The organism is Hoeflea sp. AS60 (assembly GCF_038900115.1).
GTDB lineage: Bacteria > Pseudomonadota > Alphaproteobacteria > Rhizobiales > Rhizobiaceae > Hoeflea.
This window is the reverse complement of record NZ_JBBMQP010000001.1, coordinates 1,296,467-1,318,459: the sequence shown is the minus strand read 5'-3', so window position 1 is coordinate 1,318,459 and position 21,993 is coordinate 1,296,467. Positions and strand designations below refer to the sequence as shown.

Annotated in this window: 17 protein-coding genes; 12 read left to right on the top strand and 5 right to left on the bottom strand. The window is 59.4% G+C overall.

The window, feature by feature from the left end; genetic code table 11:
- Positions 1 to 23 precede the first annotated feature (23 nt).
- Positions 24 to 1,670, bottom strand: a complete 1,647-nt coding sequence (locus WNZ14_RS06075) for a hypothetical protein (RefSeq protein WP_342867689.1) — start codon at positions 1,668 to 1,670, stop codon at positions 24 to 26.
- Positions 1,671 to 1,865: 195 nt separating this feature from the next.
- Between WNZ14_RS06075 and WNZ14_RS06070 the strand changes: the two genes are divergently transcribed.
- Together WNZ14_RS06070 and WNZ14_RS06065 are read left to right on the top strand one after the other, a co-directional pair.
- Positions 1,866 to 2,276 carry a helix-turn-helix domain-containing protein gene (locus WNZ14_RS06070; RefSeq protein ID WP_342867688.1) on the top strand — a complete coding sequence of 137 codons (411 nt, stop codon included), beginning with the start codon at positions 1,866 to 1,868 and terminating at the stop codon, positions 2,274 to 2,276.
- 210 nt (positions 2,277 to 2,486) lie between these two features.
- Positions 2,487 to 3,026, top strand: a complete 540-nt coding sequence (locus tag WNZ14_RS06065; RefSeq protein ID WP_342867687.1) for a thermonuclease family protein — start codon at positions 2,487 to 2,489, stop codon at positions 3,024 to 3,026.
- Positions 3,027 to 3,141: 115 nt separating this feature from the next.
- Here the strand turns inward: WNZ14_RS06065 and WNZ14_RS06060 are convergent, their stop codons facing one another.
- Complete coding sequence (locus WNZ14_RS06060) at positions 3,142 to 3,597, bottom strand: carbon monoxide dehydrogenase subunit G (protein ID WP_342867686.1); 456 nt, start codon at positions 3,595 to 3,597, stop codon at positions 3,142 to 3,144.
- 251 nt (positions 3,598 to 3,848) lie between these two features.
- Between WNZ14_RS06060 and WNZ14_RS06055 the strand changes: the two genes are divergently transcribed.
- The 7 genes from WNZ14_RS06055 (at position 3,849) to WNZ14_RS06025 (ending at position 12,012) form a co-directional block, all read left to right on the top strand.
- On the top strand, positions 3,849 to 4,970 hold the full coding sequence (locus WNZ14_RS06055) for a class I SAM-dependent methyltransferase (RefSeq protein ID WP_342868522.1): 1,122 nt from the start codon (positions 3,849 to 3,851) through the stop codon (positions 4,968 to 4,970).
- Positions 4,967 to 5,833 carry an RNA methyltransferase gene (locus tag WNZ14_RS06050; RefSeq protein WP_342867685.1) on the top strand — a complete coding sequence of 289 codons (867 nt, stop codon included), beginning with the start codon at positions 4,967 to 4,969 and terminating at the stop codon, positions 5,831 to 5,833. Before WNZ14_RS06055 ends, WNZ14_RS06050 begins: the two co-directional genes overlap by 4 nt.
- Positions 5,830 to 6,339: a signal peptidase II gene (gene lspA, locus WNZ14_RS06045; RefSeq protein WP_342867684.1), complete on the top strand. Its 510-nt coding sequence runs from the start codon at positions 5,830 to 5,832 to the stop codon at positions 6,337 to 6,339. The genes WNZ14_RS06050 and lspA overlap by 4 nt, the downstream gene beginning before the upstream one ends.
- Positions 6,340 to 6,416: 77 nt before the next feature.
- Complete coding sequence (locus WNZ14_RS06040; protein WP_342867683.1) at positions 6,417 to 7,421, top strand: MDR family oxidoreductase; 1,005 nt, start codon at positions 6,417 to 6,419, stop codon at positions 7,419 to 7,421.
- A gap of 155 nt (positions 7,422 to 7,576) precedes the next feature.
- The gene (locus WNZ14_RS06035) at positions 7,577 to 9,802 is read left to right on the top strand and encodes an ATP-binding protein (RefSeq protein ID WP_342867682.1); all 2,226 of its coding nucleotides are present in this window, start codon (positions 7,577 to 7,579) and stop codon (positions 9,800 to 9,802) included.
- Positions 9,803 to 10,094: 292 nt separating this feature from the next.
- Complete coding sequence (locus WNZ14_RS06030; RefSeq protein ID WP_342868521.1) at positions 10,095 to 10,916, top strand: GNAT family N-acetyltransferase; 822 nt, start codon at positions 10,095 to 10,097, stop codon at positions 10,914 to 10,916.
- Positions 10,917 to 11,088: 172 nt separating this feature from the next.
- The gene (locus tag WNZ14_RS06025; protein ID WP_342867681.1) at positions 11,089 to 12,012 is read left to right on the top strand and encodes a class I SAM-dependent methyltransferase; all 924 of its coding nucleotides are present in this window, start codon (positions 11,089 to 11,091) and stop codon (positions 12,010 to 12,012) included.
- Between the two features lie 37 nt (positions 12,013 to 12,049).
- Here WNZ14_RS06025 and WNZ14_RS06020 read toward each other — a convergent pair whose 3' ends face one another.
- The gene (locus WNZ14_RS06020; RefSeq protein WP_342867680.1) at positions 12,050 to 12,820 is read right to left on the bottom strand and encodes a glycosyltransferase family 25 protein; all 771 of its coding nucleotides are present in this window, start codon (positions 12,818 to 12,820) and stop codon (positions 12,050 to 12,052) included.
- A gap of 420 nt (positions 12,821 to 13,240) precedes the next feature.
- Here WNZ14_RS06020 and WNZ14_RS06015 point away from each other — a divergent pair, with 420 nt between their 5' ends.
- The gene (locus WNZ14_RS06015) at positions 13,241 to 13,978 is read left to right on the top strand and encodes a TylF/MycF/NovP-related O-methyltransferase (RefSeq protein WP_342867679.1); all 738 of its coding nucleotides are present in this window, start codon (positions 13,241 to 13,243) and stop codon (positions 13,976 to 13,978) included.
- Between the two features lie 58 nt (positions 13,979 to 14,036).
- On the opposite strand, the gene WNZ14_RS06010 is transcribed toward WNZ14_RS06015, so the two are convergent.
- On the bottom strand, positions 14,037 to 15,332 hold the full coding sequence (locus WNZ14_RS06010; protein WP_342867678.1) for an Nramp family divalent metal transporter: 1,296 nt from the start codon (positions 15,330 to 15,332) through the stop codon (positions 14,037 to 14,039).
- A 210-nt stretch (positions 15,333 to 15,542) separates the two neighbouring features.
- Between WNZ14_RS06010 and mntR the strand changes: the two genes are divergently transcribed.
- Positions 15,543 to 15,977: a manganese-binding transcriptional regulator MntR gene (mntR, locus tag WNZ14_RS06005; protein WP_342867677.1), complete on the top strand. Its 435-nt coding sequence runs from the start codon at positions 15,543 to 15,545 to the stop codon at positions 15,975 to 15,977.
- Between the two features lie 32 nt (positions 15,978 to 16,009).
- On the opposite strand, the gene WNZ14_RS06000 is transcribed toward mntR, so the two are convergent.
- Entirely contained in the window at positions 16,010 to 18,295 is a 2,286-nt protein-coding gene (locus WNZ14_RS06000) for an NADP-dependent malic enzyme (RefSeq protein WP_342867676.1), read from the bottom strand.
- Positions 18,296 to 19,204: 909 nt separating this feature from the next.
- Between WNZ14_RS06000 and mutS the strand changes: the two genes are divergently transcribed.
- The gene (gene mutS / locus WNZ14_RS05995; protein ID WP_342867675.1) at positions 19,205 to 21,973 is read left to right on the top strand and encodes a DNA mismatch repair protein MutS; all 2,769 of its coding nucleotides are present in this window, start codon (positions 19,205 to 19,207) and stop codon (positions 21,971 to 21,973) included.
- Positions 21,974 to 21,993 lie beyond the last annotated feature (20 nt).

Below are 21,993 nucleotides of genomic sequence, written 5' to 3'. Positions count from 1 at the left end.
GCGGCGGCTCCCAGGTCGATGCTTTACTCTGCAGCCATCCGCTGCTGGCGGCAGTAGCATGACGCCTTGATTGGCACTTCGGCGCGCGCTGCGGCCTTGTCGAGCTGCAGCTTGATATGTCTTGCCTCGGTGGTTTCACCGCGCCGGACAAGGCATTCGTGCAGGCCATGCAGGCTCCAGACATTTCCCGGATGCTGGCAGGCCCGGCTCAAGGTTGCGTCCAGTCCCAGATCGGCGCGATAGACCGCTTCGGCTTCCCCGATCTGGCCCTGCTCCAGGAGCAGCGCACCAAGCGCATGGCGTGTCGGCTGCATCCAGCCCCAGGGTTCGTCGTAGGGCATGGTGTCATCAACCACGACCGATTGGCGAAGGTGCTCAAAGGCCGCGTCGTTGTTGCCGCTGTGATAGGCCAACTCGCCCAGCATCATCTGTTCCGCCACCTTGAGAATATCTCTGCAGGTGTTGTTGAACAGCATGCGGCTGTCGGGAACCTTTGCCACGGCACCAAAGAACTTGTCTCTCTCTGCCTCAGCGTCTTCGAGGCGGTGCAGATTTGCAAGGGCGACGGTCCTGGCGTAGCGCATCATGGCAAGAGTGACGCAATAGAGGTCTTCGTCTTTCGGCAGCTCCTGATCCAGAATGTCGCGCCAGCGCCCGAACCGGATCAGCACATGCTGCTTCATCGGAATGAAGCCTTCGAACCAGTCGGCCATGGGCCTCAGGATATCTGATGGCAAGGTGGCAATCAGCGCGTCGGCGGCCTCCAGCGCCACAGACGGCTGACCCAGGAACATGGCGCCGTAAATCTTGAAATGATAATTGTGGCAGCGATAGACCGAGTAGAAGTTGTCCGCGCCTTCGCGTTGCAGGAACTTGCGGTCAGCCGCGATCGCCGTTTCATTGCGCAGAATCACATTGATGTAGTCACCGCACAGCACGTCGATGTGGGTCGGCATGTGGAGCAGGTGTCCGGCGTCGGGCACAAGCGTGCTGAGGGCGTCGCCGTGGCGGAGCGCCTTCTCCGGATGCGGCGACATTTCCATCAGGTGTATGTACATGTGCAGGAGACCGGCATGCTGCCAGGCTTCGGGATGCGACTGGAACGCCTTTTCCAGCACTGAAATGGCTTCAAGAGTAGCCGCCCCCTCGGCCGGTTTGCCGCTCGGCAAGTCCCACAACTGCCACGGCGTGCGGTTCATGATCGATTCCGCAAACAGGGCGCAAACGTCCAGATCATTGCCAAATTCGGCATACACCTTGCGCATCGCATCGGCAAAAGCATCATTCCAGGGACTGAAGTCCTCGATCTCCGACGTGGCCGGATAACGCGCAGGCAGCGCCTCGACCAGCGCCTGCTCCACTGGCGTGAGCTCACCCAGAAGAGCTTTCGCTGCATTGATCGAGGCTCGGGCTGTTTCGATGCAATCCGGTTTTTCGTCAGCCTCGAAAGCCACCCACGGCTTGTTGTAATTGGGGCCTATGCAATAGGCGATGCCCCAATGCGCCATCGCACATTTCGGGTCTGCGACCAGGGCTTTTCGAAAACAGGCAATGGCTTCTTCGTGGTTGTATCCGTAGGTCCAGACCAGTCCGCGGTCGAACCATTGCTGGGCTTCCGGGGAAGCGGTGGAAACCGTTCGGGAGTAGGTGCCGAGATCATAGTAAGCCATCGCTGATTTCTCCTTGTCCGATCTGACGGACAATAGATCAGAATTCGTCGTGGCGAAAAGCCTTTGAAATCTTCCACCACCGCTCACCGTGAGAATAGCGCCCAAGAGGGAAGCCCCGGCAATTCACTTTCCTTGTCGAACCGGCAACAGCATATATAATCCCTCTAGAAGCTATAGGTTCAGGAGATAATCACTGTGTTTTCCATCGGGGAACTTTCCAAACGCACCGGCGTGAAAATTCCAACCATTCGCTACTATGAGCAGATGGGCTTGATTGATGCCCCCGAACGCTCTGAAGGCAATCAACGCAGATACTCGAAAGACGGAATGAAACGCCTCTCCTTTATACGCCATTCCCGCGAGCTGGGCTTTTCCATCGAAGACATCAAGGGATTACTGGAACTGAGCCAGCATCCGGAGAAACCGTGCAACAATGCCCACAATATCGCCACCCGTCATCTTGGTGATGTCCGCGCAAGGATCGCAAAACTCCGAGGGCTGGAACGTGAACTGAAACGGATTTCAGGCTGTGATGCGGATACAATCGCCGACTGCGCCGTGATCGAAACGCTCGCGGACCACAGCCTGTGCGAGGCGGACCACTGAGCGGAAGATCGCATACTCGGTTTTTCAAGGTTTCTTCGGTCTTTTGACCCGCATCCCTGCGGTGGTCGCGTTTAATGTTAACGCATAATCCGTATGGCCACCTGCTTTGGCGTTGTCGTGAAGTATTTTTTCAGTAAATATGAATAGTAAACCCCTGCCCTATTCGCGCAGGATCTTTAACTTCAATCTATGATTTCAGGATATCGAGTATTGCGACTTTTCAGAATAATTTTTCGCTCTTTGTTCTCACCTCGAAAGCAATCAGGCTACTCCAACCGTAGACAAGATAAAGCAAGATACGAATCGCAATCCGGTGTCCCTTGGTCTATTGGCGTAGAGAAGACGCAGAGCAATCTCTGCCGCGTAAAAACATTGAGTGGCAAATGCTACGTCATTGACGGCGACACTATTGTAATCCGCGAAACCCGTATCCGTTTAGCAGGAATTGACGCTCCCGAGCTTGATCAACCTTGGGGGAAGAGTGCGAAATTTGCGATGATTGGCTTATGCAGAGGTAAAGTAATCACCGCCGAGGTGCTGGAGGGAGAGAGCTACGACCGTGTCGTTGCCAAATGCTTCCTTCCAGACGGCACCGACCTTTCGGCGGCTCTTGTGAAACAAGGGCTGGCTTTAGACTGGGCGAAATTCTCGGGAGGTGCGTACCGGCACCTTGAGCCCGAGGGAATTCGAAAGAAACTTTGGCGAGTCACAGCGAAACACCAAGGTCGAATGAATTTTCCCAGCTCTTGAAGGAACGGAAATCCGCGCGCCAATCAGACATGCAAACCACTTAAAACGCTGTATCTGGAACGACGAGAACCCAACCAGCAACGCTATCTGCCTGACGCTTTGCCATCACTTCCCCTCACACCCCGGCAGCCTTGGCGCTTACAACCTCGTTGAACTTGGTGAAGAACTGCCCGGCGAGTTTTTTCGAGCTTGAATCGATCAGGCGGGAGCCGAGCTGGGCGATCTTGCCGCCGACTTGAGCATTGACCGCATAGCTGAGCACGGTTTCGGCACCGTCCTCGACAAGCTTCACATCCGCGCCGCCCTTGGCGAAGCCGGCGATGCCGCCCTTGCCTTCGCCGGAGATGGTGTAGCTCTCGGGTGCGTTGATGTTTTCGAGCGTCACGTCACCTGAGAACTTGGCTGACACCGGTCCGATCTTGACCTTCACAGTAGCTGACATCTCGGTGTCGGAGCTCTTTTCCAGGCTTTCACAGCCCGGAATACATTCGCGCAGCACATCGGGATCATTGAGCGCTTCCCAGACGAGCTGACGCGGGGCAGCAATGCGTTCTTCGCCATTCATTTCCATCGGATACGTTCCTCCCTGATTGCTGCCCTATCTATGCAAAGCGAAAACGGCTTTGCCAAGACCATATCGGATTGCTATGTGCAGTCTCTCATGAAAACGAAGGTCATGTTGCACTCAAAGGCCTGACCACAGACACAAACTGGACATTTCGGACTTTGGCGGACAAGCGCACCCAGAAGCCACGACGCGGCGGCCCCGCCCAGCCGGGCGATGCCAAGCCGAAAGGCGGCAGGCCAACCGGCGGAAAGCCCCTGGGTGGCAAGCCGGGGGCAAAGCCTGCGCATGCCGGCCGAGGCGCCGACCACGGGACCGCACACCAGGCCAGACCGCATCCGGAGAAGCGCTCGCGATCTGACCGGAAGCCCGCGGACAGGCAAAGTTCCGACAAGCGTGCGGATGCGCAACCGCAAGCGCCGCTCCGACCGCTGAACAAGCGCAGCGGCGCGCTGCCAAAGCAGACCGCGCCGCTGATTTTGGAAACCGGCAATGAAGACGGCTACCAGCTTCTCGACATGGGCCTGAACGAAGCCGGCCAGGGCGAAAAGCTGGAACAATATGGCAGCCTGCGGATCGTGCGGCCTGAAGCGCAGGCGCTGTGGGGCCGTGGACTGACGGATTCCGAATGGAACAAGGCGGACGCGGTGTTTACCGGCGACACCGACGAGGACGGGATCGGCCGCTGGGCGTTTCCAAGTATTCCGCTCGGCGAAACCTGGCCGATGAAACTTCTGGATGTCGATTTTCACGGCCGACTAACCTCGTTCCGCCATGTCGGCGTGTTTCCCGAACAGATTGCCCACTGGCGCTGGATGGCGGACCGCATCACGGAAGCCAAACGGCCGCTGAAGGTGCTCAACCTGTTTGGCTATACAGGCGTTGCCTCGCTGGTTGCGGCAAAGGCCGGAGCCGAAGTCACCCATGTCGACGCCTCCAAGAAGGCGATCGGATGGGCGCGGGAAAACCAGGCGCTGGCGCGGCTTGAAGACAGGCCGATCCGCTGGATCTGCGAAGATGCGATGAAGTTCATCGCGCGGGAAGAGCGCCGCGGCAGCCGCTACGACATCATTCTCACCGATCCGCCGAAATTCGGCCGTGGACCAAATGGCGAAGTCTGGCATCTGTTCGAGCACCTGCCGCTGATGCTTGATATCTGCCGCGAGTTGATGAGCGACAAGCCGGTCGGCCTGGTGCTGACCGCCTATTCGATCCGCGCCTCGTTCTACGCCACGCACGAGCTGATGCGCGAAACCATGCGCGGTGCCGGCGGCCGGGTGGAATCGGGCGAACTGATCATCCGCGAGAGCGGCAAGCCCGAACCTGAAGAGTGCCGGGCACTGTCGACATCGCTTTATTCAAGGTGGCTGCCCGTATGAGTGATCAAGAAAGCCCCCGAAGCGGGGCGGCTCGGGTCGGACAGGTGAAGGATATCACCAGTCTCTCCAATCCGATCATCAAGGACATCCGCGCGCTGTCGATGAAGAAGCACCGCGACGAGACCGGCACCTTCCTTGCCGAGGGCCTGAAGCTGGTCATCGACGCGATTGATCTCGGCTGGTCGATCCGCACGCTGATCTACGCAAAGACGCAACGGGGCAAGCCTCAGGTCGAAAAAATCGCCGCGCTGACGGTGGCGCGTGGTGGGCTGGTGCTGGAGGTCAGCGAGAAGGTGCTGACCGCGATCACCCGGCGCGACAATCCGCAAGGCGTGATTGCCGTCTTCGATCAGAAACTGTCGCCGCTCGGTTCAATCTCCCCGGCAAAGGACGAAACCTGGATCGCGCTCGACAGGGTTCGCGATCCGGGCAATCTCGGCACCATCATCCGCACCGCCGACGCTGCCGGCGCATCGGGCGTGATCCTGATCGGCGAAACGGTCGACCCGTTCTCGATGGAAACCGTGCGCGCCACCATGGGCTCGATGTTTGCCGTTCCGCTGGTCCGGGCAAGCGAGACGGAATTCCTGAGCTGGTCCAAAAAATCGTCAGCACTTGTTGTTGGCAGCCACCTCAAGGGCAGCGTCGATTACCGCACTATCGGCTACAAGGGCCAGCCTGTGGTCTTGCTGATGGGCAATGAACAGCAGGGCCTGCCGGATACGCTGGCCAATGCCTGCGGCAAGCTTGCCCGCATTCCACAGACCGGTCGGGCGGATTCGCTCAATCTTGCGATTGCCACGGGCGTCATGCTGTTTGAGGCGCGTCGGCACCTGCTCGCGCTTGGCGAGCCCGGCGAATGACAGAATCCCGCAGCAAACAGTCCGCACTGAGCCGGATCGTGCCAATGATCCTGCTTGTCGGAGGCGCTGTTGCGCTCGACCAGATCATCAAATGGCTGGTCGAGACACGGCTGCCGTTTCATGAACTGGTGCCGGTGATCCCGATGTTTGCACTCTATCGCACCTGGAACGAGGGGATCGCGTTTTCGCTGCTCAAGGGCATGCCCGATTCCGGACTGCTTGCTCTGACCGCGCTGGTGATTGTTTTCGTGCTCTATCTCTGGTGGCGGACGCCTTCTGACCGCCGCATTGCGCATCTCGGCTATGCGCTGATCATCGGCGGGGCGCTCGGCAACCTGATTGATCGCGCGGTGTATGGCCACGTCGTCGACTACATCCTGTTTCACACCGAAAGCTGGTCCTTTGCTGTCTTCAACCTAGCCGACAGCTTCATCAGCATTGGTGCTGCACTGATCGTTCTCGACGAACTGATCTTGATCCTGAGCGAACGCAAAAGACGAACCTGAAAATCAACCGGACCCCGCCGCCCTTGATCTTCAGGTCCGGGCGGGCCAGTCTGGCTCAACATACCAGAGGAGCTTCCATGCAAGACCGTTTCAAGGGCATTCTGCTCACCCGCGACGAAAACAAGGTGATGTCGGTCAATGTGACCGAACTGGGCCTCGATGATCTGATGGAAGGCGACGTGGTTGTCGAAGTCGAGTGGACCACAGTCAACTACAAGGATGGCCTCGCCGTTACCGGCAAGGGTCCGGTGGTGCGGCGCTGGCCGATGGTTCCGGGCATTGACTGCGCCGGGACGGTGGTGAGCTCTCAGAACGAACGCTTCAAGGCCGGCGACAAGGTGATCCTCAACGGGTTCGGCGTTGGCGAGGTGCACACGGGCGCCTATGCCGCTTACGCCCGCCTGAAAGGCGACTGGCTGATCCCGATGCCTGAAGGCATGAATGCCCGCTCGGCGATGGCGATCGGCACTGCCGGCTACACCGCCATGCTGTCAGTGATGGCGCTCGAACGCCACGGCATCACGCCTGGCCGTGGCCCGGTGGTTGTCACCGGCGCTAATGGCGGCGTCGGCACCGTGGCGATCGCGGTTCTGGGCAAGCTCGGCTACGAGGTCATCGCCTCGACCGGGCGCACCGAGGAAGCCGATTTTCTCAAGAGCCTCGGCGCTTCTGAAGTCATTCACCGCGATGAGCTCTCGGGTCCGGCCAAGCCACTTGCCAAGGAACGCTGGGCAGGTGCCGTTGACGCCGTAGGCAGCCATACGCTCGCCAATGTGCTGTCAATGACCTCCTATGGTGGTGCAGTGACGGCCTGTGGCCTGGCGCAGGGCATGGACCTGCCGACATCGGTGGCACCATTCATCCTGCGCGGCGTATCGCTGCTCGGCATCGATTCCGTGATGGCGCCTCTGGCGCTGAGGCAGGAGGCCTGGTCACGCCTGGTCACGGATCTCGATCTCGACAAGATCGAAGCGCTGTCGACTGAAATCGGCTTTGACGGCATCATCGATGCAGCGCATTCGATCATGGACGGCCAGATCCGCGGTCGCGTCGTTGTCGACATGAAGCGGCCGAATGCGTAATCGCTAAAATTTGACGGTTTCGCTGAAGTCTTTGCTCATGGGGCCCGTGGTATCACGGGTCCATGATGACAGAACCCTTGCGACTTCAAGAAACCCTCCAGCGAGCCCTGAGCGAACAGGCGAGCGCGCAATTGAGCGCGCCCCAGGTGGGACCGATGCACAGTCAGCCGGTTCCTGACGTTTTCGTCGACAGGGAACGGCCGCAGCAGGCCCCCGGGCAATCTGCTTCGCGGCCGTTGTTTGCAGTCGCTGCCGCGCTGACGGCAACAGCTGTTTCCGTTGCCTTCAACGCACCGGCTATTTTGATGGCATCGGTCGCCGGCATAGCCATCTATGCGGCGGTGCCACTGTTACGACGCTCGGTCAACGTCGCAGCAAAGGCCGTGCCCACACGCCCGAATGCGGAAGCAAACGGTCTGTCAGAACACGACTTCGACCGCAAATGGGAACTTGGCGAGTATTCGAACCAGCTCGCAAGCATCTTTGATGCGCTCGGCGACATGGTCACGGTCTGCGGCCTCAACGGCCAGATCATCTATGCCAATGAAACATTCCGCTCTACGACGGGGTTTGACAATCCGGTCGGCCTGACGCTTGCCATGGCCGGCATCGAACCTGTGGACGCCTCCGGCAACGGGGATCTTGAACTGGTGCTTGGCGAAGGCGAAACCCAGACAATCTGGGCCTGGCACGAGACCACTGCCCGAGATCCCGTCTCTGGCCAGCTTACCCGGCAGTGCATTGGCCGCAACATCACCGAAGCGCGCAGCACCGAAGCGGAACTGGTTGACGCACGACAAAAGGCCGAGGCCGCCAACCATGCCAAAACCCGTTTTCTGGCAACAGTCAGCCATGAAATCCGCACACCGCTGAACGGCATTCTCGGCATGACGCACTTGCTCGAGCAGACCCAGACAACACCGGAACAGGCAAGCTATCTCAAGACCGCCGGCGAATCCGGCATGGCGCTGCTGTCCCTGATCGAGGATCTGCTGGACGTAACCTCGATCGAAGCGGGCCGCCTGCATCTCAGGCACGAAGAGGGAAATCTCGAAGATCTGGTCAACGGTGTCTCCGAACTGATGGCCTCGCGCGCCCATGAAAAAGGCATCGAAATTGCGGTCCATATCGCACCGGAAGCACCGCGCCAGATCACGTCCGATATTGGCAGATTGCGGCAAGTGCTGTTCAATCTGGTCGGAAACGCCATCAAGTTCACCGAGACCGGCGGCGTGCTCATCGAAGTAACGCGCGAAGACAAGCAGTTGGCTTTCATCGTAGCGGACACGGGTCCGGGACTGAAAGAAGCAGACCAGTCGCGGATTTTTGGCGAGTTCGAACGTGCCAACAACGGCCCGACGCGCAAGCATGGCGGAGCTGGACTGGGTCTCTCCATTTCAGCGCGCATTATCGAGGCGCTTGGCGGTGAAATCGGCGTGACGTCAACCGCCGGACAGGGCAGCACCTTCCGGTTCACCGTTCCAGTCAAGGAATTGGCCGTTCCGGAAACCGGCGCACCGGTCCGTGGCCCGCTTGCAGAGCGTGCGGTGCTGGTGATCGCTCCGCGGGGCCCGGTTTCAACGGCGCTGCTTTGGACGATCCGTGATCTCGGCGGAATCGCAGAGACGGCAGATGATGCGGACAGCATAATTGCTGCGCTGACCCGTCTCTATCGCTCCGGCGCGGCGCTCAGCGACATTGTTGTCGACCGCAGGCTCGCGGACCGCGCAGAGAGCCTTCTGGCTTCGGCTCCGACGGAATTGCCGGCCGGTATTGCACGCACTCTGGTGATCGCACCGGAAGACAGCCGCGATCTCGAAAGCCATTCAGGCCATGGCGCCAATGCGTGGCTGGTACGTCCGGTGCGTCGGGCATCGCTGGTCAATGTCCTGACCCGGCGTGATGACCGTGAGGATCGTGACCGCTTGTGCGGCAAGCCGCGGCCAGTGATGCTTGAGCGGTCTTCCGACAACCCGACGCTCGATATCCTGCTGGCCGAAGACGACCCGGTCAACGCACTGGTGGTCCGCACCAACCTTGCGCGTCAGGGGCATCGCGTGACCGTTGTCGAGAATGGGCGCGCGCTCGTGACCCAGGCAATGGAGCGCCCCGGAGGTTTGGCGAGCTTCGATCTGGTCATCACTGATCTTTCCATGCCAGAACTTGATGGACGCAGCGCGATTGAGCAAATTCGTGCCGAGGAAGCTGCGGGCCAGCTTGCGCGTCTGCCCATCATCGTGCTGACGGCTGACGGCCAGGCTTCCACACGAGACGACCTGCTGGCGGCAGGCGCTGACGGGCATGCGGAAAAGCCGGTCGACCCGGAGTGGCTGCTGCAACTGGTGACAATGACCGCCGGCAAGCGAGCTCGCGCTGCTTGATAGACCCCGCCGCGCTCAAATCGCGCTGTTTGGTTGGCGGCATGCGACGGCCACGATTACATGATTGCACTTGTGTGCAGCACCGGAATTCGGAGCAACGGCCGCTGATCCTGGCTTTGCCTGCAGAATAACTGCACGCAAATCATACTATGAACTCGAAAAGACCGCATCCGGGATGGCAAATGTCACTCGGATGTCGCAGAATCATGGTTGAACCCCGACATCACCAAGCGGGAGATTACCCATGGAAACGCAAGTGCATCGGCCTTTGTCTACGCCATTCCTCGCTCCGATGGGAGGCTACAAGCCGGCAAGCCAGATTCTGGGCCGCATCGGGTCACTGGACGTCCGGCTCGCCGCCACACGCAGCGAAGTCGAGGCGGCTCAGGCGCTGCGTTACCGCGTGTTTGTCGAGGAAATGGGCGCACGGCTTCCCGAAGATGCGATGCAGCAGAAGCGGGATTTCGACAGCATCGATCGCTATTGCGATCATCTTCTGGTGCTCGACACCGCACTGACGGGCGACGTCGAGGAGCAGATTGTCGGGACCTACCGGCTGCTCAGGCAGGAAGTCGCGGCGCGCCATGACGGCTTCTACTCGCAAAGCGAATTCGATGTCATGGATCTCACGGGGCGAAATCCCGACAAACGTTTTCTGGAGCTCGGTCGCTCATGCGTACTCAGCACCTACCGCACCCGCCGCACTCTGGAAGCGCTGTGGCAGGGCAATTGGGCCTATGCGCTCAGCCACGGTATTGACGTGATGTTCGGGTGCGCCTCGTTTCCGGGCGACAAGCCGTACGCCCATGCGCTGGCGCTCTCGTTCCTCAATCAGACCGCATCAGCCAATGCCGACTGGAAAGTCAGTGCGATTGCCGGGCGCGGGCTCTCGATCGACATGATGCCGGTCGAGGCGATCAATCCCCGGGCAGCGCTGGCTGCCATGCCGCCGCTGGTCAAGGGCTATCTCAGGGTGGGCGCCCTGGTTTCGGAAGAGGCCGTGGTTGATGCAGCCTTCGGAACAACTGATGTCCTGGTGATCCTGCCGGTCAAGCAGATCAATGGCCGCTATATCAACCACTACGGTGCCGACGCCTCACGGTTTGCGGCCTGAGCGAGACTGCTATTTCCCGACAGAACCGGCTGATTTGATGCTGGACGGCTCAAATCAGCCGCATGCCTTCCTGAAAATTCCATTTGCCTTGATGCGCCTGTAAAGGCTAGGTCAGCGCATGTCGGCAGGGTTTGGGTCGCTCCAACCCCGGTGTGCCGTGACTGGAGTTATGATGGCCTACAATATTCTGCAGTTTTTCCTGCCGTTTACATCGTACCCTTACAAGGGCGAGGCAGTACCCTGCCGTGCCTGCGGACACGACCACAGCAAGCCAGTGGTTTCGATCGACCGCCGTCTCAAGCGGCTACCAACCTCGATGTGCGGACATTGCGGGTTGCTCTATACGAACCCGATGCCCACGGACGTGGAGCTGGCCACCTACTACCAGGATTACTACCGGTTTGATTATCAGGCGGCCACGACCGAGCCCAAGGAACGGCACCTTCGCAAGCGCCGTCTTGAGGCCGCCAATCGCAGCACCCAGCTTGAAGGCCTGCTCGCGCCCGGTGCGCGGACGCTGGATTTCGGCTGCGGCTCCGGCGAGTTCGTTGGAGCGATGCTGGAAAAGGGTTACGATTCGCATGGCTTCGAGCCCGGCGAGACCTATGGCAACTTCGCCAGCTCACTCTATGGCGAGCGGATAACCGTGGCCGGGTGGCAGGACGTAAAATTTCAGGCACCTTTTGATCTTGTCACGTGTTTTCATGTGGTCGAACACCTGCGCGATCCGGTTGCGGCCATGCAGCAGATGGCAGAGTGGACGGTTCCCGGGGGGCTCGTCTATGTGGAAGTCCCAGATCTGGGGACCAGCCAACCCAACAAGGGATTTGGCGCACTGCATTTCGCCCACCTGACAGGTTTCAACCAGCACAATCTGGTGGTTGCAGCAGCACGCGCGGGATTGAAACCCGAACGGACAGTCAGCCCGACCGGTGTCATCTTCCGGCGAGCTGACATGGATGCGGCAGCCATCGAGAGCGAGGCGCGCCAGGGGCGTGAGCTTGCAGAGCAGCTCTATGGCGACGGACGCATGGTTTCGAGTTATCTGCGCTATCAGATCGGCAAGATCACCGGCTCACGCCGCGCAAGAGGGTAATTCCGACCTGCCCGAAAATCAGGGATGACGGCTCTTCTCAGGCCCTGCCGGAACCGATTTTTTTCCAGAGCAAGCGCAAGCCGCGGCGGACAAAGCGACTGCCTTCCAGATAGGCCCGGTAGGGGAAAACCGTCAGGTAGCGAGCCGACGACAGCTTGACCCGCTTCGCCGTGAACTGGATTTGCGTTTCCAGCCCGGTGTTCTGATCTATGGGTACCGGCTCGACGAAGACCGATCTCAGACCCATCAGATATTCGATATCGAATGCGATATCCCAGGCGACGCGTATCGGCAGGAGTTTTTCGAGAAAAACCTCGGCGCAGCGACGGTTGACCACATATCCGCCGGCACCCTTTTCGCGGGTCAGGGCAATGGCCAGCGAATGGCTGTCATCGATCTTGCGGTAAGGGATACGGATACCGGAGTTCACCGTCGAGAGCCTGAGAATATCCCATTCAGCGCCATTGGCGATCGCAGCATTGATAATTGCGGGGAGATCAACCGGCAGGCGGCAATCATCTTCGAGAATCAATGCGTGGTCGGCAGAGCTTTCGAGGAAGGCCCGAAGACAGGAAATATGGCTCAGGTAGCAGGCAATTTCGCCATCGTGAAAGCCGCGGCCATGCAACAGCCGGTAGCCCCTCGCATCAAATTCAGCAACCGATGCGTCAATCTTCAAACGGTCGACCGCAGCAATGCGTTCATAGTCCAAGCCCAGGTCACGAAGCTGCGAATCCATGAATTTACACCGGTCAACCGCACGATCGAGGTTGATCAGGTAGGTCTTGAATGGCTTCTCACTGTGCATTGCCAAGCCTTGTCTCGGAGCCGCTGATCTCATTCAGGCAGCTTCCTGTTTGTCATCACGCCATTTTTCCGACGTCACCTTCAATCCAGACCACCCTGAGCCAAGGGGTGAATTATCAAAATCAGGCAACCGGGGCTAGAGCGGAAGCCCTGTTATCGAGGGATTGTGCGGAACGGACCCCCTCGGCGGCTCCGCCTTGCCCGTGCTCAAGGTCGAATCTCGCAAGCTGACTGTTTGAATTTAAAGGATAATTAACCATGATCCTGCACTCTGGGGCATCATACTGTATGCGCACCAGCCCAAAACCACCTGCTGTGTCTGCTGCAGGTCAAGAAATGCAATGTGAAGGTTTGATTGAGTGCAGCACTTGCAAGAAATCCGGCAGCCTGTCGACAGGCATACGCGACTGGCAGGTCGACCATGAAGCGGGTTGACCAGCTGCGCATTCGCCAGGATGACGAAATCGCCAGATTGATGACGACAGAAACCGGCCAGGCCGAATACTGGCGCAGGCTCGATGAACAATGCAACCAGAGCCCGCTGATCGAACTGCTGGAACAGAGCCTCAGACTGGAGGGCGACGTCATCGAGTGCGGTGTTTATCGCGGCAGCACCACGCGCCTGATGGGCCGCAGCCTGCGGCAACGCGCGCCTTCCAAGAAGCTTTTCGCCTGCGACAGTTTCGAGGGGTTTCCACAGGACCGAATTCTTGACGCCGACCTCGGCCCGTTCCGTTTCCGCTTCAAGATCCAACGCAAGTTCAGGCACGCATCCGATGTGCCGCAGCGGCTGTTTCAGTTCTTCGACACATACCGCGTCAATGGCTATGTGGTGAAGGGGTTCTTCTCCGACACACTCCCGAAGCTGAAGCCCCGTAGATACTGTTTCATGTTCATTGATTGCGACATCTATGAATCGCATCTTGATTGCCTCAATGCACTGTACGAGCAGCTCGTGCCCGGCGGCATTGTGGTGTTTGACGACTATGCCGAACCCAAATGGCCCGGCGCCTCGCGCGCGGTCGACGAGTTTTTTGCCGATCAACCGGTGAAACTCGAGAGACTTGCCAGTGGACGGAAGGCGCTCTGGTTCGTGCGCAAGCCGCTTGCCACGGAAGAGGCTGCGCCGATGCCCGAGCGGGTACGCCGCTACGGCTGATACAGACTGAACCAAGTTTCAGTTTGCGGGGCGCTCGGTTCGCTGCCCGGAACCTTTGCTATGCGCTGCCAAATCCAGGCAGGGCAACGCCGAAAACCTGTGCCAGCAGAACGAAATTCAGCAGCAGCACAATCGTGGCGCCGACAATTGCCAGCGTCTGCAGCAGGCGACCGGTGGCAAATTCTCCCATGACCTCCTTGCGTCCGACAAACAGGATCAGGGCCACCATCGGCACCGGTAGCGCAATGCTGAGCACAACCTGGCTCATCACCAGCGCACTGGTCGCATTGACGCCAAGCGCCACCACGACGAAGGCGGGGATCATCGTCACCAGCCGACGAAACCAAACCGGCAGGCGCCAAGTGGTGAATCCCTGCATGATCATCTGTCCCGCCATGGTGCCGACCACAGAACTCGACACGCCCGAAGCAATCAACGAGACGAGGAAAACGCTGGCAGCAGCCCCCCCAAGCAAGGGGGTGAGCAGGTGATAGGCGGTCTCGATTTCGGCCACCTCGCTGTAACCGGAGTGAAACGCGCTCGCCGCCATCATCACCATTGCCATGTTGACCAGGCCGGCAATCGCAAGCGCCACCACAACTTCGATATTTGAAAACCGCACAACCTTGCGGCGCGCGGCCTCATCAGGGATCACCACACGTCTTTGCGTCAGCCCGGAATGCAGATAGATCGCATGCGGCATCACGGTTGCCCCGATGATGCCCACAGCAATGGTCAGCGCGTTGATATCGGCCAGTTGCGGCGTCACCATGCCATAGGCAGCATCCCCCCAGGTGATCGGCGCAATGAATATCTCGATGACATAGCTCAGGCCGATGATCGACACGAGGGTGCCGATGATCAGCTCCATGGTTCTGAAGCCGCGGGCCTCGAACAGCAGGATCCCGTAGGTGACGATTGCGGTGACCACCATGCCGGCCATCAGCGGCATTCCGAACAGGAGCGACAGACCTATCGCGCCACCGAGAAACTCGGCGAGATCGGTGGCCATGGCGGCAATCTCACTTATCACCCACATCACCCAGACAACCGGCGCGGGGAAGTGCTCGCGGCACAATTCGGCAAGGTTCTTGCCGGTGACAATGCCCAATCGGGCCGAGAGTGCCTGAAACAGCATTGCGATCAGGTTGGCAACCAGCACCACCCACAGCAATCCATAGCCATAGCCGGCTCCGGCCTGAATGTTGGTGGCGTAGTTGCCTGGGTCCATATAGGCGACCGACGCGACAATCGCCGGTCCGGCAAACAGCAATGCACCGCCGCCACGCCGACTTTTGCCGGCGAGCACATCCGCAAATGCCGCCCGTGTCCGTTCCGATGCCGTTAAACCCATGAATGCAATCCTGAAGGTCGTTCACCAATATAAAATATGGTGACGCGCCATACATTTAAAGCCTTGGCTACATTTCTGTCAACTAGGTTCACCCGAAGGCCGTGATCTCAAAATCCAGGGACAAATGTTGCGTGCATTTTACAAAATGTAGCCATGGCTGTATTCTGTAATTTGAGTTTCAACCAAAAGCGCCGGGGCGGAGCAGACACGATGACAGCAGACGATGGTGCGCAGCCGACAGCGCAATCCGAGCGCTTCCAGCAGGCCCGCGCCGCGCAAGCCATGGCGATCCTGGAAGACTACGCCGAGATGATCAGCGACCTGATCCAAGAAATGGGCGAGGCTAGGATCACCGATATCGCCAGCCGCATGGGCGTAACCCACCCGACCGCCACCAAGGCCGTGGCCCGGCTGAAGCGCGAAGGCCTGGCGGTCTCGCGCCCCTATCGCGGCGTCTTCCTGACCGATGAAGGCGCTGAGCTCGCCGAACGTGTCCGTGCACGCCATCGCACCGTTGTCGATCTGCTTGTCGCTGTCGGCGTGCCGCCGGAAACGGCGGAAATGGACGCAGAAGGGCTTGAGCATCATGTCTCGGAGATAACGCTCAAGGCTTTTGAGCGTTATCTCGACGCGGCGGCGAAGTGAACCTGTCGCGACGACCTTAGCGTCCCGTCCAATCAACTCGACGCATTATACGCAGCAATAGCCGCCATGTTGACGATGTCGGAATCCTTGGCGCCCATGGAGACGATCTGGATCGACTTGTCGAGACCAACGAGCAGTGGGCCGATGACGGTGGAGCCGCCGAGTTCCTGCAGCATCTTGGTCGAGATCGAGGCCGAGTGGAACGCCGGCATCACCAGCACATTGGCGGTGCCCGACAGGCGGCAGAACGGGTATTGCTCGAGTACCTTTGCATTGAGCGCCACGTCGGCAGCCATCTCGCCATCATACTCGAAATCGACCCGGCGCTTGTCCAGAATCTTGACCGCATCGCGCACCCGCTCAGAGCGTTCGCCGGTAGGATGTCCGAAAGTGGAATAGGCAAGCATCGCCACCCGCGGCTCATAGCCGAGCCTGCGGGCCATGCCTGCGGCTTCCTCGGCGATGTCCGCCAGTTCCTCGGAATTGGGCATGTCGATGACGGCAGTGTCGGCGACAATCACCGTACGGCCGCGGCACAGTGCCAGCGACACGCCGATCATCCGGTGGCCTGGCTTGACGTCGACGCAGCGGCGGATGTCCTCGAGTGCAGTCGAGTAGTTGCGGGTGGTGCCCGTCACCATGGCGTCGGCATCGCCGAGCGCCACCATGCAGGCGCCGAAATGGTTTCGATCCGTGTTGATCAACCGCTGGCAATCGCGATGCAGGTAGCCTTTGCGCTGCAGCCTTGCGTAGAGATAATCGGTGTAGGCCTCGACCCGGCGCGAGACGCGGGCGTTGACCAGTTCGATGCCCGGACGGTCGAGATCGATGCCTGCGAGCTTGGCGGTTTCGCGCATCTGCTCCTCCCGGCCCAGAAGGAAGGCGGTGCCCAGCCTCTGGTTCACATAGGAGACCGCGGCGCGCATGACCTGTTCTTCCTCACCCTCGGCGAAGACGACGCGGCGCGGATGACGGCGCACCCGCTCGTAGAGCCGCTGCAGGGTAGAGGCGATCGGATCGCGCCTTGCAGAGAGTTCCTGCGCATAGGCATCCATGTTGAGGATCGGCTTCTGCGCCACGCCTGATTCCATCGCAGCCTTGGCGACAGCTACCGGAATGGCCGAGATCAGTCGCGGATCGAACGGGACGGGAATGATATATTGCGGGCCGAAGCGCGGCCGCACGCCCTGATAGGCGGCGGCGACATCGTCGGGCACATCCTCGCGCGCAAGCGCTGCCAGCGCATTGGCGGCGGCAATCTTCATCTCCTCGTTGATGGTCGACGCCCGCACATCAAGCGCGCCTCGGAAGATGTAAGGAAAGCCAAGCACATTGTTGACCTGGTTGGGATAGTCCGACCGGCCTGTCGCCATGATGGCGTCGGTGCGGATCGCGGCGACTTCCTCGGGCGTGATTTCAGGATCCGGATTGGCCATGGCGAAAATGATCGGGTTTTTCGCCATCGAGGCGACCATCTCCGATGTCAGGGCACCCTTTGCGGAGAGGCCGAAAACGACATCGGCGCCTTCCATGGCGTCAGCCAGTGAGCGCGCCTTTGTCTCTATGGAATGGCCCGATTTCCACTGGTTCATGCCTTCGGTGCGGCCCTTGTAGATCACGCCCTTGGTGTCGCACAGGGTGATGTTCTGCGGCGCAAAGCCCATTGCCTTGACCAGTTCGACGCAGGCGATGGCTGCGGCGCCCGCGCCATTGCAGACAAGCTTGGTGGTCTTGAGATCACGACCGGTCAGATGCAGCGCATTGATCAGCCCGGCGACGGCGATGATGGCTGTGCCATGCTGGTCGTCATGGAACACCGGAATGTCCATGAGTTCGCGCAGCCGCTGCTCGATAATGAAGCAGTCGGGCGCCTTGATATCCTCGAGATTGATGCCGCCGAAGCTCGGTCCGAGAAACCGCACTGAGTTGATGAATTCCTCCACATTCTCGGTGTCGACCTCAAGGTCGATGGAATCGACATCAGCGAAGCGCTTGAACAGCACCGCCTTGCCTTCCATCACCGGCTTGGAGGCGAGCGCGCCGAGATTGCCGAGACCCAGAATCGCAGTGCCGTTGGAGATAACAGCCACGAGGTTGCCCTTGGCAGTGTAGTCGAAGGCGCGCGACGGATCTTCGGCAATGGCCTTGACCGGAACGGCTACGCCCGGCGAATAGGCCAGCGACAGATCGCGCTGTGTCGACATCGGCTTGGTGGGGGTGATTTCGAGCTTGCCGGGCCGGCCGCGGGAGTGGAAATCCAGCGCCTCCTGATCGGTTACAGCGGAAATCGAGCGATCTGACTTGTCCATCCCTGGCATAGTTCTCCATCCCTTGTGGGCGACCTTGTGTACGGCGCCTCGTAACTGTTGTCTTTGTCCTCATCCCACCGTTAGGGTGGTTGGCACGCACTGTAAAGCCGCGCAGCCGGTGAAGCTCACATCGCAAACATTTGAAAACCCAAGACAGGCATTACCTCTTGAACGCCGGAAATTCGTTCAGTCCTCGCTTGCGCCGTTCGCTGGAGGGAGGTAGAATTCGGATGCATAGGGGAAGATATTCGAGTAGATTTTAAGCAAATACAAATCCGGTTTTAAATAATATCAATCGGCATGATCGAGGCTTCTTATATGAATCTATTTTGTAATATTAATGAAGTTCTTTCAAATTACATTATTTATTTATTTCTCCTCTATTTTGTAATTATCTATTCATTTTCAGTCGCATTGTCACTTATAAATTACGGAAGCTGGTTCGAATCTTTTTTTATATTTGATTCACTCAGAATTCCATTTTTAAAAAAAGATCACCATTACTACAATATGGATTATTATTGGCTTCTGCGAATCTCAAGCAAGGCCCTGTTTCTTATTTATATGTTACTAATTATATTATGGGTTGCATCTTCAGGGTTTGAAGCCTGCTGAATAGTTACGTTCGACCTGTCGGATCTAATGTGTACAGAGAAAGAACGGCGTATCTGTCCAAAAAGACAATTTTGTCAAATGAAGCCGCATCTGCCTCAGAAACTCGGCCCCTCAACATCGAAGCAAATTGCACCTCGACGGCATCGTTCTCCACCCGGGCGTGGGCGAGCCTGTGTATGGCGCCTCAACCCTGTTGTCTTTGTCCTCATCCCACCGTTAGGGTGGTTGGCACGGGCTGTAAAGCCGCGCGGCCGGTGAAGCTTACATCGCAAACATTTGAAAACCCAAGACAGGCATTACCTCTTGAACGCCGAATCCCCATTTAGCCCTGCCATCCTGACGACCGCCCAGCTTGCCTCGCCGGAAAGCCGGGCGACGGCGACGCCGATGATGGAGCAGTTCATCGAGATCAAGGCGAACAATCCGGATTCGCTTCTGTTCTACCGGATGGGGGATTTCTACGAGCTGTTCTTCGAGGACGCGGTCGATGCGTCGCGGGCGCTCGGCATCACGCTGACCAAGCGAGGTCAGCATCTGGGACAGGACATTCCGATGTGTGGCGTGCCGGTGCATGCGGCGGACGACTATCTGCAGAAGCTGATCTCGCTCGGGTTCCGGGTCGCTGTCTGCGAGCAGACCGAGGACCCGGCGGAAGCCAAGAAGCGTGGCTCCAAATCGGTGGTGCGGCGCGACGTGACGCGGCTGGTGACGCCCGGAACGCTGACCGAGGAAAAACTGCTCGATCCGTCGCAATCGAATTTCCTGATGGCGCTGGCGCGGGTCAAGGGATCGGGCGAAGCGCAATACGGACTTGCCTGGATCGACATTTCCACAGGCGCATTCCACGTCGGCGAAAGTCGGCTGGCAAGGCTGATGGCCGACATCGCCCGGGTCGAGCCGCGCGAGTTGATCCTGGCCGACAACTTGTTTCACGATCCGGAAATCAGGCCGCTGATCGACCAGATCGGCCGGGTGGCCGCCCCCCAGCCGGCGGTGCTGTTTGATAGCGCATCTGCCGAAGGCCGGCTTGCGCGGTTCTTCGAGGTCGGCTCGCTGGATGGCTTCGGCAGTTTTTCCCGCGCCGAGCTGGCCGCAGCGGCGGCTGTGATCGCCTATGTTGAAAAGACCCAGTTTTCCGAACGGCCACCGCTTGGAAGGCCAGAGCGCGAAAGCGATGGCGCGCGGATGTTCATCGATCCCGCGACACGGGCCAGCCTTGAGCTGGTGCGCACGCTGTCCGGTGACCGGCAGGGCAGCCTGATCAAGGCCGTCGACCGGACCGTGACCGGCGGCGGCGGGCGCAAGCTTGCCGAATGGCTGATGGCGCCGCTGACCGATCCGGACGCCATCAATGCACGGCTTGACGGCGTTTCGCATCTGATTGCCAATCCGACGCTCAGTGACAGGTTGCGCCGTGCGCTCAAGGGTGTTTCCGACATGCCGCGGGCGCTGTCGAGACTGGCGCTCAATCGGGGCGGTCCGCGCGACCTCGGCGCGATCCAGGCCGGCCTGACAGCTGCCAACGACATCGCCGCAATGTTTGGCACTGACGAGATGCCTGCGCATCTGGAAAAAGCAGTGACCTCGCTGAGGGCTGTTCCGGGTGAGATCGGCGCGCGACTGGCAGCAACGCTTGATGACGAATTGCCGCTGATGAAGCGCGACGGCGGCTTTGTTCGCGCGGGATACTCAGCTGAACTCGACGAGCTCCGGGCGCTGCGGGACCAGTCGCGACGGGTGATTGCCGGGCTGCAGCTCTCCTATGCCGAGGAAACCGGTGTTCGCTCGCTCAAGATCAAGCACAACAACGTGCTGGGCTATTTTATCGAGGTCACAGCGCTCAACGCCGGGCCCTTGACGGAGGGCGACGAGGCCAAGGCGCGGTTCATTCATCGGCAGTCAATGGCAAACGCCATGCGCTTTACCACCACAGAACTCTCCGATCTCGAAACCCGTATCGCCAATGCCGCCGGTGAGGCGCTGACGATCGAGCTTGCGGCTTTCGACCAGCTGGTGCTGATGGCTGTTGCCCATGCCGATGCGATCAAGGCGGCGGCAGATGCGCTATCAGTGATCGACGTGACGGCAGCACTTGGCGAACTGGCACAGGAACAGGGCTATTCCCGTCCGAGAGTAGACAACAGCCTGGCCTTCGAGATCGTTGCCGGACGCCATCCGGTTGTCGAGCAGGCGCTCAGAAAGCAGGCCGCGCAGCCATTCGTTGCCAATGATTGTGATCTCTCTCCACCTTCCGAAAGGGATGAGGGCGGCGCGATCTGGCTGCTGACCGGCCCCAACATGGGCGGTAAATCGACTTTCCTGCGGCAGAATGCGCTGATTGCGATCCTGGCGCAAATGGGCTCCTTCGTGCCTGCGGGAGCGGCGCATATCGGCGTGGTCGACCGGCTGTTTTCGCGGGTCGGGGCATCGGATGATCTGGCGCGTGGGCGCTCGACCTTCATGGTCGAAATGGTCGAGACGGCGGCCATTCTCAATCAGTCCAGCCCGCATTCGCTGGTGATCCTCGATGAAATCGGCCGCGGCACCGCGACCTTCGACGGGCTGTCGATCGCCTGGGCGGCGGTGGAGCATCTGCATGCCGAAAACCGCTGCCGGGGCCTGTTCGCCACGCATTTCCATGAACTGACGGCGCTGTCGGAAAAACTGCCAAGGCTTTCCAACGCCACCATGAAGGTCAAGGAATGGCAGGGCGATGTTGTGTTCCTGCATGAAGTCGGCGCAGGCGCCGCCGACCGGTCCTACGGCATTCAGGTGGCGCGGCTGGCAGGGCTTCCCGACGCGGTGGTTGCGCGCGCCAAGGAGGTGCTTCAGCTGCTTGAAACCAGTGAGCGGGAGAACCCTGCGGCCCGGCTGGTCGATGACCTGCCGCTATTTGCCATGCCGGTGAACAAGGAACCTGTGAAGGCTGCCGCCAAGGGGCCGTCGGAATCCGATGCTTATCTGACAGATCTGAACCCCGACGATATGACACCGCGCGATGCGCTTGAGGCGCTATACGAACTCAAAAGGCGGCTGGCTGAACCTGGTAAAGGCATACCTCCGACACGGTAAGAACCTTTGGCGGGGTTCCA